This window comes from Lysinibacillus macroides (assembly GCF_001281525.1).
GTDB classification, from domain to species: domain Bacteria; phylum Bacillota; class Bacilli; order Bacillales_A; family Planococcaceae; genus Lysinibacillus; species Lysinibacillus macroides.
The window spans coordinates 325,389-340,536 of the sequence record NZ_LGCI01000002.1 but is presented as its reverse complement, the minus strand read 5'-3'; the positions used below and the strand labels follow the sequence as shown (position 1 = coordinate 340,536).

Sequence of the window (15,148 nt, the reverse complement as noted above, 5' to 3'; positions counted from 1 at the left end):
CACGGCATAAGGTGATGTATAGTAGTACATTGGAGAAATGGACGAAGGTAAAGACATGTCTTATACAACTGCTAACAACGTAAATTACTATCGAATGGAAAAGAATGGTCATTAATCGACCATTCTTTTTTTATAGATAATTGCTGTCATAAACCAAGTAAACAGTGACCAGATAATAATTGTAACCATAGGAATAATGACATCCGATATAGAATACTTACCTTCTAATGCTTCCGCTAATAGGAGTAATTGCGAGCTAGGTAGCCACTCTGCTATTTTTAAAATTGGATAAGTCGAAGATAGCATCATGGCAAGTGGTCCTAGTGAGAAAATAATAATAACAGGTAAGACAATAATCGATGCCTCCATTGTCGATTTAGCAAATAAGCCGCATATAGTGCCTAATGCAATATAAAATACTGTTGAGAGCACTAATGCAAGAGCAATAAGTAGTAGATTAGCGGGCTCGTAGCCTACAAGAAAGGCTGTTAAGGCTACAACAATAATTGTTAAGATAAATGTAAATAAGCTTTTGCCAATTAATATATCACCAAGTGAAGCAGGTGAAAGCATTAAACTACGCAGTGTATTTTTTTCCTTTTCCTCAGCAATTAAGCAGCATTGTACATAGGCTGTTACAACTGCAAAGGTCATATTTATTGGCAGAAAAAGAGTGTCCATTGTATGAGCACCAGTTTTATTGTAGATAAAAGCTAATATTAATGGCAGCAACACCATTAGGGATACAGCATAATTACGTGAAAATTCCTTATAATCCTTTTTAAAGATTGCTTGAATGCGTGTCATTGAAATATTCATACTAAATCACTCCCTGTTATTTGCATAAAAATCTCACCTAATGTTGGCTCATTTGTATAGATACGAGCAACTTCATTCGCTTGCATCCATTGATAGAGCTTCTCTGCGTCCTGCCCACCATTTTGAATCACCTGCTGTCCACCATTTTTGAGCTCTACTGTAATGGAGTCGTCTCCGAATTCTTGTTTTAAATCCTTTGGTGTGCCAATCGCTTGGATTTTGCCATTATGCAGGAAGGCTACACGATCACAAAGTATTTCAGCCTCACTCATATCATGTGTTGTTAAGAAAATCGTTGTCCCCATATCATTTAATTTGCGCAAGCCATTATAAATATGCTGTGTATTCACAGGATCAAGGGCAGAGGTAGGTTCATCTAAAAATAATAATTCAGGCTTATGCATAATAGCACGAGCAAGGGTAACACGTTGAATCATGCCCTTTGAAAGCTGGCTAACCTTCTTTTTACGCTCCGTATATAAGTTGACAAAGTCTAAAGCCTCTTTAATTGCAGTTGCTGGTAGTTGGTATAGTTCACAATAAAGCTGCAAGTTTTCTTCAATTGATAGGCGTGTATATAAACCACTATTATCCGATAAAATACCAACACGTTGACGGTTTTGCTGTTGCTTCATATTTTCAGCAGGTTGTCCGAAAAGTGAAATATTTCCAGATGTTTTAACTATTTGAGCAGTTAAAATTTTAATAGTAGTTGTTTTTCCAGAGCCACTTGGTCCAAGAAAGCCAAATATTTCTCCTTTTTGAATAGCGAAGGAAACATCTTGTAATGCTGCTTCTTTCTGAAATGTTTTTTTCAAATGCTGTACACTGACTACTGTATTCATCTATAAGCCTCCTAGTTATTGTTGATGTCTACACTATAAACAATAAAGAGGTGCTATACAGTAAATTTTAGGTGAAAGGCAGAAAATTGACCTTCAATGGAACAATAGTTAAGGTGACAGGAGTCGTTTATTTCCTGGGAAATCTACTAAATTCCGAGTATTTCTTTTAAATCTGCTAGTTTATTTTTCGACAATGGTACAACCATCTTTTCAGTACTGTTCAATGCTAGACTATAGCTATTGCGTGTCCAAGTAATAATTTCTCGAACTTTTTGTAGGTTCACAATATAAGAACGATGGCTTCTAAAAAAGCCAAATGGTGTCAATTTTTGCTCTAATTCATTTAGAGATAAAGTACATGGATATGCCTCTCCCGCAACATACACCAAAACAACTCCCTCAACACTTTCAATATAATCAATTTCAGGTGGGTTAAATAAAATAATTTTATCGTTTTTCTTTGTAGGGATTTTATCTAAGCGAATAGGTGTATGCTCAGGAGATGGAGGAGTTTGCACATTATTATCCTCCTTTACATCCAATACATGTAAACCTGTTGTATCTAGTCGATAAATATCGCTACACGACATCATTAAGTCCTCCAAGTTATTTGACAGTAAAATAATAAATTTCTGTTGGCTATCAAGAGCAGTAAGCAATTGAAGAACTTGTTGTTTTGAAAATTCATCTAAGTTTTGAAAGGGCTCTTCAATAATTTGTATGGATGCCTCACTGAGATATGCTTGAAGCAGCTTTAATCGCTGCTTTTCGCCATTTGATAACTTACTTATTCTCACATTCTTTTGGTCAATTAAAGACAGGATTTTCAATAAATTATCCCTGCTATAAGAAGCCATGAAAAGCTTTAGGGAGAACTGTACATACTCGTTAACTGTAAGGCGTTCGTATAAAGCACTTTCACGGCTCAATGTATATGTAGTGGTTTGCTTCTCAAACCACTGCATCAATGTATGGATTTTTGTCACATCTGTATATATACCTATAACTGTTCCTTGTTGTATGGGTAATTGAAAGCTAGGATAAATAACATTTCCCACTTCAATATAAGGGTCTATGATTAAGAATGATTGTGGATTCAAAATGGTAGCCTCCAGAAGTTTTATAAGAAATTTTTAATACATCTCTGTGCGGCTAGGGCACTTTCCTGATGAAATGCAGGCTGATAATAATCGATAAATCCGTGTTCGCCAGCAAATTGTATGCTTTGTACAAAAGGTATATGATCAAGCTTCTGTTTTATAGCATGAATATCAAAGCTTTTTTCAAGGCTTGGTAATAAAACGAGAGTAGGGCAACTTGGCTTTACATCTAAATATTGTCGGATTCGAGAACCATAGACACAAATAACACGATGTAAAGGTAATATAGAAAGTCGCCAAGCGAGTGTAGCACCTATGCTAAAGCCAATGACAATAACCTCCTGATATTGTTGAATGGCTATCATTAGCTGCTTTGTTAATGTTTCTAAAGGTGCATCAAAGCCAACCTCATTCATGAAATAGGCATAAGCCTCTTCTTCCTGTGCATAGGAGAAAACTTTATTATTTGGATAAAGTGCTATACATTCGATATCTGTATTTGGCTCTTGAAAAATAAGAGCTTGATCTTTTATAAAAGTATTAACACCATATATTTCATGTAAAATAAATAATTTTCTATCCATTATTTTACCCCTTTGTTGTTTCCAATAGTGTAACAAAAAGTAATAGCAACGTATATTTTTACCACCAAATTAGAAATTTAAAAATAACTTTAAAGAAACCATAACGATGAAGGTGGAATAGTATATCTATCGCAACCTTTATCAAATAAACAAGTATAAAAAAGCTTAGAGGTTTAGCGGTAAATACTTATTTTATGATATATTGAAATAATTTTGCTGGAATTTTTATATTTCGCTAAATTCCCATTAATCAAAAAATAGACTATTGACAATCCACACTTCTTTTAAAAAATAATTTTGACTTTTTTGAAATAATAGTATAAAAATTATTTTATATTAAGGAGGGTGTTGGAAATGAACTACCAAACAGTTAATGTAAATGGAAGTCCATTGCATTTTGCAGATTACCCAGGTGAAAAAGGAACAATTATAGCGGCACATGGCTTAACTGGAAATCATCTGCAAATGCATTATTATGCAGAGTTATTAAAGGGTGAGTATCGTTTTATTTCTGTGGATTTAAAGGGTAGAGGTCATAGTGCGGCTGCATCAGAAAATACGGGAATAGCGTTACATACGGAGGATATCCTAGCACTGATAGATGCATTAAACATTGAACAGCCAATTTTAATGGGTTATTCGATGGGAGCATTTATTATGGCAAATGTTGCCAGTAAGCGCAGTGATGTGAAAGGTGTCATATTGCTTGATGGTGCCGCTACTTGTACAGAGCATCAGCGTCAAATTGTAGAGCCTTCGCTTGGCCGTATTAGTAAGCATTATGAGACAGCTGAGGCTTATATTGAGGAAATTAAAGCCATTTATAATCGCCTTGGCGTTACATGGACAGAGCATTTAGAACATGTGGGGCGTTATGAAATTGCAGAAAAGGATGGGCATTGGGAAAACAAATGTGATGAGGATAGAATCCGTCAAGATTTCCAAAGCTTTTATGACTACAAGCCAGAAAAAGTCTTTTCAAACGTGGCATGTCCTGTATTATTGATTCACTCCACAGGTAGTATTGGAGCTATGCCTGCTTTATTTTTAGCAGAATCATATCGTGAGACACAGCAATATGCTAGGGATATTTGGAAATTGACTTCTGATAGCAATCACTACACATTAGTTTTTGAAGAAAGAAAAGATGTTAATCCAGCAATCCAGCGTTTTTTAGAGAATTTATAAAAAATAGTTGCAGTTTTTTTAATTTTATGTAATTAATTAAATAACAACATAAGTTGCCTATTAAGCAGTTATAGAAAAAAGACCTTTTTCTATTTTCCCTGCTTGACTGTTGGCTACACTTTTTCTAAAAGTACGGTAATGCTGTGCTTTAGGAAGAGTGTGGCCTTTTTTATTTGAATTTTTCAATAAGGGAGTTGTAGATAGTGACAGGATTAGAATATTTTAAACAGGTTTATGATGTTGTACCAGGATGGGTGCAAAAAATGCATGATTATAACCCAGTAATGCTAGATCATTATACTGCGCTTAGAGGGGCTGCGATGGCACCAGGTGTACTATCTGTGAAGGAAAAGGATATTTTGCTAGTTGGAATGAATGCAGCTAGACATTATGCACGTAGTATGCTGTATCACACGAAAGGTGCTATAGACGGTGGAGCAACACTGGAAGAGCTGATCGAATATTTACTTGTTGCATTCAACTATGGAGGAGAAAAGGCATTACAAATCGGATTGCAGTCATTTGATTATGCATTAGAGCTTACGAATACGAATGCTGAAAAAATTTCACATGACGCGTCTGCTAGAGAGATTGTGCATTACTATAGTTCGTTTGCGAAAGGCGATAAAAGTAAGACTTATTTTGAAAAATTAAGCGCTCTTTTAGTGACTAAGGATGAAAACGCTTTAAAACAGCATTTATTAGACGGTAATTGTGTATCCTCACAAATGAAATACATCTTAATGACAGGTATTTACACCACAGTACTGAAAAATGCAGAAACGGACTATTGGGCACAACAAGCCCGTGAAGTAGGGGTAGAAGAAGCTGAATTGGCAGAGTTGGGCTATATTTGTCTACTAACGGCGGGAATTCCAGCGTGGTTTGAAATTAGTGATGCGTTGATACAAAAGTAATGGAGTGAAGCAAATGAAAGTTTATGATTCAGCAGAGCAAGCTTTATCTTGTGTAGCGAGCGGTCAGACAATTATGGTTGGTGGCTTTGGCTTAGTAGGTGGTCCGCTCACATTGATTGATGCACTAGTAGAATTAGACGTCAACAATTTAACAATTATTAGTAATAATTTAGGCGAGCAGGGCAAGGGACTCGGAAAATTATTAGAGCAAAAAAAGGTGAAAAAAGCAGTAGGTTCTTACTTTACTGGAAATCGAGATGTTGGTGAGGCATTCCAACGTGGGGAAATTGCCATTGATTTATTGCCTCAGGGTACTTTAGCTGAATCCATTCGAGCTGGTGGTGCAGGAATTGGTGGCTATTATACAAAAACCTCTGTAGGCACAGATTTAGCAAAAGGCAAGGAAACAAAAATCATTGATGGTGAGGAATATGTTTTTGAGAAGGCATTAAAAGCAGATGTTGCTATTATCCGTGCACATAAGGCGGATCAGCTTGGAAATTTAGTGTATTACAAAACAGCTCGTAATTTTAATCCTCTTATGGCAACAGCAGCTAAAGTGGTCATTGTTGAAGTTGATGAAATTGTTGCAGCGGGTGAATTGGCAAGTGATGCGATTATTACACCACATCTATTTGTTGATCGTGTTGTCATTGCGAAAAAGGTTTTAACGAAGGAAGGTGTCGTAGAACATGGCTAGTACAATACAGGAGCTTATTGCCAAAAGAGCTGCGAAGGAAGTGCAGGATGGGCAAATGATTAATTTAGGAATCGGTATTCCAACACTAGTAGCGAAGTACGTAGACAATGATAATGTTTATTTTCATACAGAGAACGGGATGCTCGGAGTGATAGGGGTCAATGAGGAGGATATTGATCCAAATGTAGTCAATGCAGGCAAGATACCAGTAGGGGAAGCAATAGGCTCATCGTTTTTCGATAGCGCACAATCATTTGGTATGATTCGTGGTGGTCATGTAGATGTTGCTATTTTGGGTGTACTTCAAGTAGATGAACAGGCACGTATTGCTAATTGGGCAGTTCCAGGTAAAAATATTATCGGCGTTGGCGGGGCAATGGATTTGTTGATTGGTGCTCAAAAGGTCATTGTGACGATGACCCATACAGCGAAAAATGGAAAAAGTAAAATTTTAAAGGATTGTACCTATCCTATAACATCTACACGAAGCGTTGATACGATTATTACAGAGCTAGCTGTTTTTAACTATGTGAATGGACAATTACATTTAGTTGAGTTAATGCCAGAAGCTACGTTAGCACAGGTAGAGGCGAATACAGAAGCACATTTTGTCAATGCATTGGAACAGGAGGGACACGCATGAAAGAAGTTGTCATTGTAGATGGTGTTCGTACAGCAATTGGTAAATTAGGCGGTTCTTTAAAAAATGAAACGGCAGATTTTCTTGGGGAACAAGTAATTCGTGCACTTGTCGAGCGAACAGCGTTGGATCCAGTATTGATTGATGAAGTGATTTTAGGACAAGCCAAACAAAGTGCCGACCAGTCGAATGTTGCACGCCTTTCATTACTACGAGCTGGGCTACCAATGACAGTGCCAGCTTATACCGTGCATCGTCAATGTGGCTCAGGTTTACAATCCATCAATAATGCAGCACAACAAATTGCTCTTGGCTACAGCGATATTATGATTGCAGGTGGAACGGAATCAATGAGTACAGCACCTTATTATTTGCGCAATGCACGCTATGGCTATGGTGTAGGCAATGCAGCTTTATTAGACCCTAATACAGAGAGTCAGCCAGGCTCTCAGCCATTTGAGGTTTATGGTATTTCAACAATGGGGGAAACAGCAGAAAATTTAGCCGAAAAATACGCTATTTCTCGCGCGCAGCAAGATGCTTTTGCACATAGAAGCCAAGAGCGTACAGCCCATGCTATACAAGAAGGCTATTTTACGCAACAAATTGTACCGTATGAAGTAAAAAAGAGAAAAGCTGTAGAGGTTTTTGCAATAGATGAGCATCCGTTTTTAACAAATCAGGAAAAGCTAAGTACATTAAAGCCCGTTTTCCGTAAGGGGGGAACAGTGACAGCAGGAAATAGCAGTGGTCGCAATGATGGCGCTTCGGCATTGTTACTGATGTCAAAGGAAAAGGCATTAGCATTAGGCTATACGCCAAAAGTAAAAATTCTTGCACAGGCAGCAGCGGGCGTTGATCCGTCTATTATGGGGATTGGCCCAGTACCCGCTACAGTAAAAGCACTAAAGCAGGCAAACTTAACCATCGAAGATATTGATGTCATTGAATTAAATGAGGCATTTGCTGCACAGTCACTTGCCGTAATGAAGGAGCTTAATTTAGATAGTAATCGTGTCAACCCAAATGGTGGTGCCATCGCCATGGGTCATCCTATTGGAGCAACAGGTGCTATTTTAATGACAAAGCTTATTCACGAATTACAGCGTACAGGTAAACGCTATGGGCTAGTTACATTATGTATTGCAGGCGGGCTTGGTATTACAACGATTGTTGAAAACTGCCAATATTAAATAAACACCGAGCGTGTTTGAACTCGGTGCTAGTAGGTTAATGATCTTTTTGGATTTTTTCTAGGTATCGCTTTTGTGCAGACTTTAATGCAACTGCAACGGAACCGCTGGATGGAGCATAATAGTGCTCATCAACACGGGCAATTAAATCATCAATATTGGTTGTAAAATCAAAGCCAACCAGCATCCGTTTAAAGAAATCTTGTGCAAGCCCAGTGATAAAGGTGAACTCTGCATCAATGATTTTATGTGTTTCTTTATCAATCTCTAAGACAATACCAGCATGCTTGTACATTTCATACATGGACGTGCCTTGGGGTGCTTTGGCATAAGCAGTCACTAAAATACTCGTTAATTTTTGCAAGAACATAACCTCCAAAATGTATAAATGATGATTCTATTTTATCATGTTTTACATGTGGCAGTGCATCTTACGAAAATTACCTAGTAGAACAAATCAAGGGGGAATTAGTTTGGAAAAGTTAACAAATTTTTTCACGGAAATCATGAAGAGGTATTTACCAGATCCATTTGTATTTGCTATTGGTCTTACGTTATTAACCTTTGTTTTGGCACTGTTAATTGAGGATATTAGCTTTATAGATTTAACAACTGCTTGGGGTGGCGGTTTTTGGGATTTATTAGCCTTTACAACACAGATGGCTGTTATTTTGGCAATGGGCTATGTATTAGCAACTGCACCTGTTACAGATCGATTATTAAACAGAATTGCTAGTATGGTGCATACGCCTAAAATGGCTATTATCGTTGCAACGCTTGTTGGTGGGATTGGTAGCTATTTGAACTGGGGCTTTGGTCTAGTAATCGGTGGTATTATTGCTAAAAAATTAGCATTACAGGTAAAGGGTGTTCACTATCCACTTATTATTGCAGCAGCGTATTCTGGATTTACGTTCTACGGCTTGGGTATATCAGCATCCATTCCGATTTTAATTTCAACACCAGGTCATTTCCTAGAAGACTCAATGGGCTTGATTACATTATCGGAAACAATTTTTAGTCTACCGATGATTTTAACGACAATTGTTCTTTTGATTACATTACCGTTATTTAATGCGATGCTGCATCCGAAAAATCCTGAGAATGTGATTGAAATTGATCCAGCATTATATGCAGATAAGCCAAAAACAACATCAAATATGTTAGAAGATAATACATTAGCAAACAAATTAAATAATAGCCGTATTTTAGCATATACAATTGGTGTGTTAGGGCTAATTTACATTGTGATTTATTTCACGCAAGGTAATTCATTAAACTTAAATATTTTAAACTTCGTCATTTTATTCATAGGTATTATTTTACTTGGTACACCAGCACGTTATATTGAGCATTTAGCAGATGGTATTAAAACTATTTCAGGGATTATTCTACAATTCCCGTTTTACGCAGGGATTATGGCAATTATGGCTGCCTCAGGTTTAGTAGATACAATTGCTAAGGTATTTGTTGATCTATCAAATGAACAAACTCTGCCATTTTGGGGGCTGATTAGTTCATTCTTTATTAACTTCTTTGCACCTTCAGCAGGTGGGCACTGGGCAGTCCAAGGACCTTTTATGATCGATGCAGCGAAAGAGCTTGGCACATCTTTAGCAGAAACATCCATGTCCGTTATGCTCGGTAATGCTTGGAATGATTTGGTACAACCGTTTTGGATTTTACCAGCATTAGCACTTTCACGTTTAAAGCTAAAGGATATTATGGGCTTCCTTGTTATGATTATGTTCTATGTGGGGATTATTTATATCGTTGCCACTTTAGCTTGGTCCTACCTATTTTAAAATAACTAGAAAGCCTTTGTAGATGGCAAAGGCTTTCTATATAAGGAGGAGTATGAATGTCCATGATGTATCAGGCTCTTTTAACAGAGGGGGCCTTAACCAAAAAGAATAAAACATTATTAATAGTGGGCTTATTTGCTGCAAGACGTGAAGAAAAACAAATGCTGTATTTTGTAGAGCAAGCAGTTGAAGCTGGAAATAGTGTTACTGAAATTGCAGAGCTTATTGCCTCAGCGATTATTTCGAGAGGAATTCCTACTTGGTTATCAGGCATAGAGGCAATTACCTATGCTATAAACCTTTCTGGTGATAAGGTTTTACGTAAACAACAGGAGGGTGAAGTTATAGTATTTTCCTCACAGCAAGAATGTATAGACTACTATCAATCTGAGTTTGACGTTTTACCAACTTGGATTCAATACTTAATTGATTATGCACCAGATACATTATTGAAATATAGTAATCTACGAACGACTTCCCTACGTGATGGAGTAGTATCCAGATTGCTAAAAGAATTACTGCTATATGCTATTAATGTATGTGAGGCTTATGAAAAGGGGATTTCCATTCATAAATCAAATGCTATAATGCTTGGTGCAGATGCTGCCATATTTGAAGAGATAAAAGCTCTATGTATATATGCAGTTGGTATTAAAGCTATTTGGCATGACACAGAAGGGAATTAGATGTATGCAAAAGGTACTAATTATTGGCGGTGGCTTTATGGGCTCTGCCATAGCTAAATATTTGGCACAATATAATGTAAGCGTCTTCTTATACGAACCTAATAAGGATAGATTGCAACAGCTAAAAGAGCAATTGGACTTGGCTAGGATTGAGCTTTTACCACAGCTTAAACAAATGGATGGCTTCACATATGTTATAGAGGCAATTACTGAACATCTTCAGGCGAAGCAAAATTTATTTGAACAATTAGATTTAATTTTTGAGGAAAATGTAACATTTTGTACGAATACATCAAGCTATTTGATTAGTGATATTGCTGAAAAAATGGTACACAAGGAACGTTTAATAGGCACGCATTTCTTTTCACCAGCTCATATAACTCCTTTAGTAGAGGTAGTTCCTAGCTCCTATACATCCAAGGAAAAAGCAAATGAGGTTATGCAATTTTTACAGGATGTTGAGAAAAAGCCAGTGTTATTAAAGCGAGAAGTGCAGGGATTTGTAGCAAATCGTTTACAAAGTGCGCTTGCTAGGGAGGCCATGTCTCTCGTTGAGAAGGGGATTGTTACTGCTGAGGAGTTGGATTTTATTGCAAAAATGAGTCTGGGTGTTCGCTTAGCGGATACAGGACCATTAGAGCAACGGGATATTAATGGGCTGGATACACATTTTGCTATTGTGAATTATGTATATCCAACATTGGAGAATCGTACAACACCACTTGCGATTCATCAGGACAAAATAAATGCCAAACAGTTCGGTATGAAGTCTAATCAGGGCTTTTATGACTGGTCATCCATTGATAAACAGCAATATTTAGCACAAAAGGAAAAGACATTAATCGATATCATTAAACGATTGAACTTATAGAAGTGGGGATTCCTGCGAACACTAGACCAACATCTAGTTATAGTAGCAGGCTCTACCTGTAGTCCCTACGGTGAAAAACTTGCAATGATTGTACGTTGGACTCCGTTGGCTAGCGTACTGCTTAGTTTTCGCTTTTCGGCTAGACAGAGCGATAGAACGTTGAAGATTTTACGTAACAGACAAACTTTCCTGTTACAACCTCATATCTTCAATTTTCAAAGAGCAATCTGTACAGGTTCATTCTAGCACATACGTTCTAATTGTGCGGCAATTTAGGCTAACGCCTACTGACATTCATCTTCCACTTACTCACAGGGCTATCTTCTTCAAGTTCCTTAAAGTGAGAGTCTTCTGTCGGAAAATAATAAAATGAGATTAGGAGTTGACACGATAGTATGGAATATCAGGCATTAGTGAAATGCTCACCAAAGAAAAAGGATATCCAATTTACCACATATACAATTCCTACATTAAAAAGTAATGAGTGCTTGCTAAAGGTCAATGCAGTTGGGATATGTGGCAGTGATTTGCATATGTATGATGGTCATGATGGTTATAGCTGGGTGAATTATCCGCTTGTCCTAGGGCATGAGGTAACAGGGAAAATCATTGATGTTGGTGCTGAGGTGGAACAATTTCTTGTCAATAAAAGAGTAGTCATCAATCCATATAAAAGTTGTGGTATTTGTGACTTCTGCAAACGAGGCGACACCAATTGCTGTGATTTTAATAACTATAAGTATATTAAAACACCCACTGAGGCATTACGCTATGGGTTTCGAGAGGCTGGTGGTATGGCAGAATATATGATAGTAGATAGCAATAATATTATTGTTATTGATGATGCTGTTACAGATGAGGTGGCAGCTATTTCTGAAGCGCTAGCAGTAAGCTATACCGCAGTGTTAAAAGTTCCTGATTATGTGAATAAAACGATTTTAATTGTGGGACCTGGACCGATAGGATTAGGTGTTGCAGCTATACTCGTCGGAGAGGGTAATCGAAAAATCCATATGCTTGGTGTAGCACAGGATCAGAGCCGTTTAGAATTGGCACAGGAGATAGGGGTACAAGCCATATTTACCTCAGCAAATGATTTGATGCATGAAGAGTTTTCAGGCTATGACGCGATTATTGATTGTTCAGGGCATCCTTCAATTCCAAGTGAAGCCATTCGTTTACTAAAACGAGGTGGACAACTTGTACTTGTAGGTATTAATGCAGCCAAATTTTCTGTACCAATGGACCAAATAGTGCGGGGTGAAATAATGATTAAAGGAAGTTATGGGATTACACCAACCAATTATAAGGCAGTGTTGCAAATGGCAGCAAATCCAGCCTATCCATTCCAGCAATTAGTTGCGCAAACTGTACCATTTTGTGAAAGTTTAGATGGCTTTGAAAGTGCATTAAATAAAGTGAATGGAAAAGTAGTTATAGATTTTAAGGAGGAGATTTAAATGAAGATCATTGATTTAACTTTAGAAATTTTTGATGGCCTAGTTTCTTACACATCACATCCACCAATTGCCATTCAAGCTGAATCTACGTTTGAAAACTCAGGTCATCGTTATACAGCACCGTGTGAAGGATTTGAATCTCGCTTTTTACGTATGTCTGATCATAGTGGCACACATATAGATGCACCAATCCATTTTATTAGAGATGGAGAATCCACAGCAGAAATGGATTTAACAAAAACATATGGGGCAGCAGTAGTACTGGATGTATCCTCTATAAAAGCACCATATGAGCCAGTAACAGCTGATATACTAACAAAAGCTGAGCAAAGACAAGGAATTACTGTTCAGCCAGGTGATATTGTGCTTGTAAGGACACGGACTGCACAATGGGGAGAAGGCGATTTTTTTGCAGAGCATGCCTTTGCTACGTGTGCGGGAGATTGGTTGCTTGAGAAACAGGTAAAATGTATAGGTCTTGATTTAGCGAATATAGATGTTCATGATAATATGAAAAGAGAAGTACATTTAAAGCTGCTAAGTGCACCCATTTATATAGTAGAAAACCTAGTAAATCTTGAACAATTGCCTTTACATGAACGTTTTACATTTATGGCTTTGCCACTTAAATTAAAAAATGCAACAGCTTCCCCAGTAAGAGCAGTTGCATTTATTGCAAATAAATAAGTAATCTATGTATATAAAAATGAAGCTAACAGGTAGTAGATCAATGAAGTATAACAATATTAATCTTTATGTACTCAATAAGTAAGAGCTTTTTAATAAAGTCTGTAAGGCACTGGAAAATGTAGCGAATTTTAAAAGTTGATTTTCTAAGCAAATTAACTTTTTTCAGTGTCCACAGATTTTCTATAGTGACTATTTTTATATATAGTTAATCGATATCCTTTATTTCTACTACTGTGCTTTTGTCTCGGTTAGATGAAATCAGTTTATGTCCTTCACTCTTTAATACCTCACTAGTAGCTCTCTAGCCGCTTGTTCTCCAATATTTGAAGCTTAACTTTCATTTGAATACTAGAAAATATAAGAATTTATTAATAATTTTGTTTGATAATGATTATCATTATCGTATAATGGCTATAGGAGGAGTTAAATAAGTACAGTGGTGATAGCGCCACTGTTGAAATAAATACCAATACAATGAAGGGTGTGCTTAGCGTTGTTAGAACAAGAACTATATGATGTAACGATAATTGGTGGAGGACCAGCAGGTTTATATGCAAGCTTCTACTGTGGTTTACGTGAAATGAAAACAAAGCTTATTGAATCACAGCCACAGCTTGGTGGGAAGATTCATGTGTATCCAGAAAAAATGATTTGGGATGTTGGCGGTGTAACGCCGATTTCAGGAGGACAATTAATTAAGCAGTTAGTGGAACAAGCTTTAACATTTAACCCTTCCATTTATACAGATGAAAAAGTACTGTCCATTGCTAAAAATGAAGAAGATATTTTTGTAATAACAGCTGAGTCAGGAAATATTCACTATTCCAAAACAGTTATTGTTGCGATCGGTGGTGGTATTCTGAATCCTCAAAAAATTGAGATTGAGGGCGCTGAACGCTTTGAAGTATCGAATTTAAATTACACAATTAAATCCTATGAAAAATTTAAGGATAAAGCGGTTATTATTTCTGGTGGCGGTAATACAGCAGTAGACTGGGCATTAGAGTTAATGGAGGTAGCATCCAAGGTCTATTTAACCTATCGAAAAGATACATTGTCCGCGCATGAGGCTCAAATTACAGAGCTAGCAAATAGTACGATTGAATGTCATTTTAACTCTGAAATTACAAAGCTCATTGCAGACGATCAAGCAGGCATGATCAAAGCGATATCTTTAACGAATCATGAAACAGGAGAGGTAACAGAAATTCCAGTCGATGAGGTTGTTATCAGCCATGGCTATGTCCGGGACAAAGAGCTGTTAGATAATAGTCCGTTAGCCATTGAGCGTCAAAATGACTATTTTATTGCAGGCTCCATTAATAGTGAATCTTCTATCCCTGGTCTTTTTGCTGCAGGAGATATTTTGCATCACGATGGTAAAATCCATTTAATTGCCGCAGCCTTCCATGATGCGCTTCATGCTGTAAATAGTGCGAAAAAATATATTCAGCCTGATGCTTCTGAGGGCGGTATTGTATCGTCACATAACGATATTTTCAAACAACGTAATCGTAAGTTATTACAGGAAAGTTTAAAATAAACTATAATATAGCACCGAATGAAAAAATAACGTTCATTCGGTGTTTTTTATATTAAAAGAACATAGCTTTCTCTTTTTTGGATAACCTAAGCTAGAAATAATAATAT

Annotated in this window: 16 protein-coding genes; 11 read left to right on the top strand and 5 right to left on the bottom strand. The window is 37.0% G+C overall.

What is annotated here, in order from left to right:
• Nucleotides 1-111: 111 nt before the first annotated feature.
• The 4 genes from ADM90_RS01750 to ADM90_RS01735 all read right to left on the bottom strand — a co-directional run bounded on the left by ADM90_RS01750 (nt 112) and on the right by ADM90_RS01735 (nt 3,348).
• Nucleotides 112-819: an ABC transporter permease gene (locus tag ADM90_RS01750; protein WP_053993353.1), complete on the bottom strand. Its 708-nt coding sequence runs from the start codon at nt 817-819 to the stop codon at nt 112-114.
• A complete protein-coding gene (locus ADM90_RS01745) occupies nt 816-1,664 on the bottom strand; it encodes an ABC transporter ATP-binding protein (RefSeq protein ID WP_053993352.1) in 849 nt (282 codons plus the stop codon). The genes ADM90_RS01750 and ADM90_RS01745 overlap by 4 nt, the downstream gene beginning before the upstream one ends.
• Nucleotides 1,665-1,810: 146 nt before the next feature.
• The gene (locus ADM90_RS01740) at nt 1,811-2,764 is read right to left on the bottom strand and encodes a LytTR family transcriptional regulator DNA-binding domain-containing protein (RefSeq protein ID WP_053993351.1); all 954 of its coding nucleotides are present in this window, start codon (nt 2,762-2,764) and stop codon (nt 1,811-1,813) included.
• A 20-nt stretch (nt 2,765-2,784) separates the two neighbouring features.
• Nucleotides 2,785-3,348, bottom strand: coding sequence for a dienelactone hydrolase family protein (locus tag ADM90_RS01735; protein WP_152927956.1), 564 nt, complete (start codon nt 3,346-3,348; stop codon nt 2,785-2,787).
• A gap of 354 nt (nt 3,349-3,702) precedes the next feature.
• Here ADM90_RS01735 and ADM90_RS01730 point away from each other — a divergent pair, with 354 nt between their 5' ends.
• From ADM90_RS01730 to ADM90_RS01710, 5 genes are all read left to right on the top strand, one after another.
• Entirely contained in the window at nt 3,703-4,536 is an 834-nt protein-coding gene (locus tag ADM90_RS01730) for an alpha/beta fold hydrolase (protein ID WP_053993349.1), read from the top strand.
• A gap of 203 nt (nt 4,537-4,739) precedes the next feature.
• Nucleotides 4,740-5,453, top strand: a complete 714-nt coding sequence (locus tag ADM90_RS01725; RefSeq protein ID WP_235473247.1) for a carboxymuconolactone decarboxylase family protein — start codon at nt 4,740-4,742, stop codon at nt 5,451-5,453.
• A gap of 13 nt (nt 5,454-5,466) precedes the next feature.
• Nucleotides 5,467-6,153, top strand: coding sequence for a CoA transferase subunit A (locus ADM90_RS01720; protein ID WP_053993347.1), 687 nt, complete (start codon nt 5,467-5,469; stop codon nt 6,151-6,153).
• On the top strand, nt 6,146-6,796 hold the full coding sequence (locus tag ADM90_RS01715) for a 3-oxoacid CoA-transferase subunit B (RefSeq protein WP_053993346.1): 651 nt from the start codon (nt 6,146-6,148) through the stop codon (nt 6,794-6,796). Before ADM90_RS01720 ends, ADM90_RS01715 begins: the two co-directional genes overlap by 8 nt.
• Complete coding sequence (locus ADM90_RS01710; RefSeq protein ID WP_053993345.1) at nt 6,793-7,986, top strand: thiolase family protein; 1,194 nt, start codon at nt 6,793-6,795, stop codon at nt 7,984-7,986. The genes ADM90_RS01715 and ADM90_RS01710 overlap by 4 nt, the downstream gene beginning before the upstream one ends.
• 37 nt (nt 7,987-8,023) lie before the next feature.
• Here the strand turns inward: ADM90_RS01710 and ADM90_RS01705 are convergent, their stop codons facing one another.
• Complete coding sequence (locus ADM90_RS01705; RefSeq protein WP_200908502.1) at nt 8,024-8,356, bottom strand: DUF3870 domain-containing protein; 333 nt, start codon at nt 8,354-8,356, stop codon at nt 8,024-8,026.
• A gap of 103 nt (nt 8,357-8,459) precedes the next feature.
• Between ADM90_RS01705 and ADM90_RS01700 the strand changes: the two genes are divergently transcribed.
• From ADM90_RS01700 to ADM90_RS01675, 6 genes are all read left to right on the top strand, one after another.
• The gene (locus ADM90_RS01700; protein ID WP_053993343.1) at nt 8,460-9,791 is read left to right on the top strand and encodes a short-chain fatty acid transporter; all 1,332 of its coding nucleotides are present in this window, start codon (nt 8,460-8,462) and stop codon (nt 9,789-9,791) included.
• 56 nt (nt 9,792-9,847) lie between these two features.
• Nucleotides 9,848-10,477 carry a carboxymuconolactone decarboxylase family protein gene (locus ADM90_RS01695; RefSeq protein WP_053993342.1) on the top strand — a complete coding sequence of 210 codons (630 nt, stop codon included), beginning with the start codon at nt 9,848-9,850 and terminating at the stop codon, nt 10,475-10,477.
• Nucleotides 10,478-10,481: 4 nt separating this feature from the next.
• Nucleotides 10,482-11,348: a 3-hydroxyacyl-CoA dehydrogenase NAD-binding domain-containing protein gene (locus ADM90_RS01690; RefSeq protein ID WP_053993341.1), complete on the top strand. Its 867-nt coding sequence runs from the start codon at nt 10,482-10,484 to the stop codon at nt 11,346-11,348.
• A 395-nt stretch (nt 11,349-11,743) separates the two neighbouring features.
• The gene (locus ADM90_RS01685; protein WP_053993340.1) at nt 11,744-12,808 is read left to right on the top strand and encodes a zinc-dependent alcohol dehydrogenase; all 1,065 of its coding nucleotides are present in this window, start codon (nt 11,744-11,746) and stop codon (nt 12,806-12,808) included.
• Complete coding sequence (locus ADM90_RS01680) at nt 12,809-13,495, top strand: cyclase family protein (protein ID WP_053993339.1); 687 nt, start codon at nt 12,809-12,811, stop codon at nt 13,493-13,495.
• Between the two features lie 496 nt (nt 13,496-13,991).
• Nucleotides 13,992-15,041, top strand: coding sequence for an NAD(P)/FAD-dependent oxidoreductase (locus ADM90_RS01675; protein WP_053993338.1), 1,050 nt, complete (start codon nt 13,992-13,994; stop codon nt 15,039-15,041).
• The last annotated feature ends 107 nt before the right edge of the window (nt 15,042-15,148 follow it).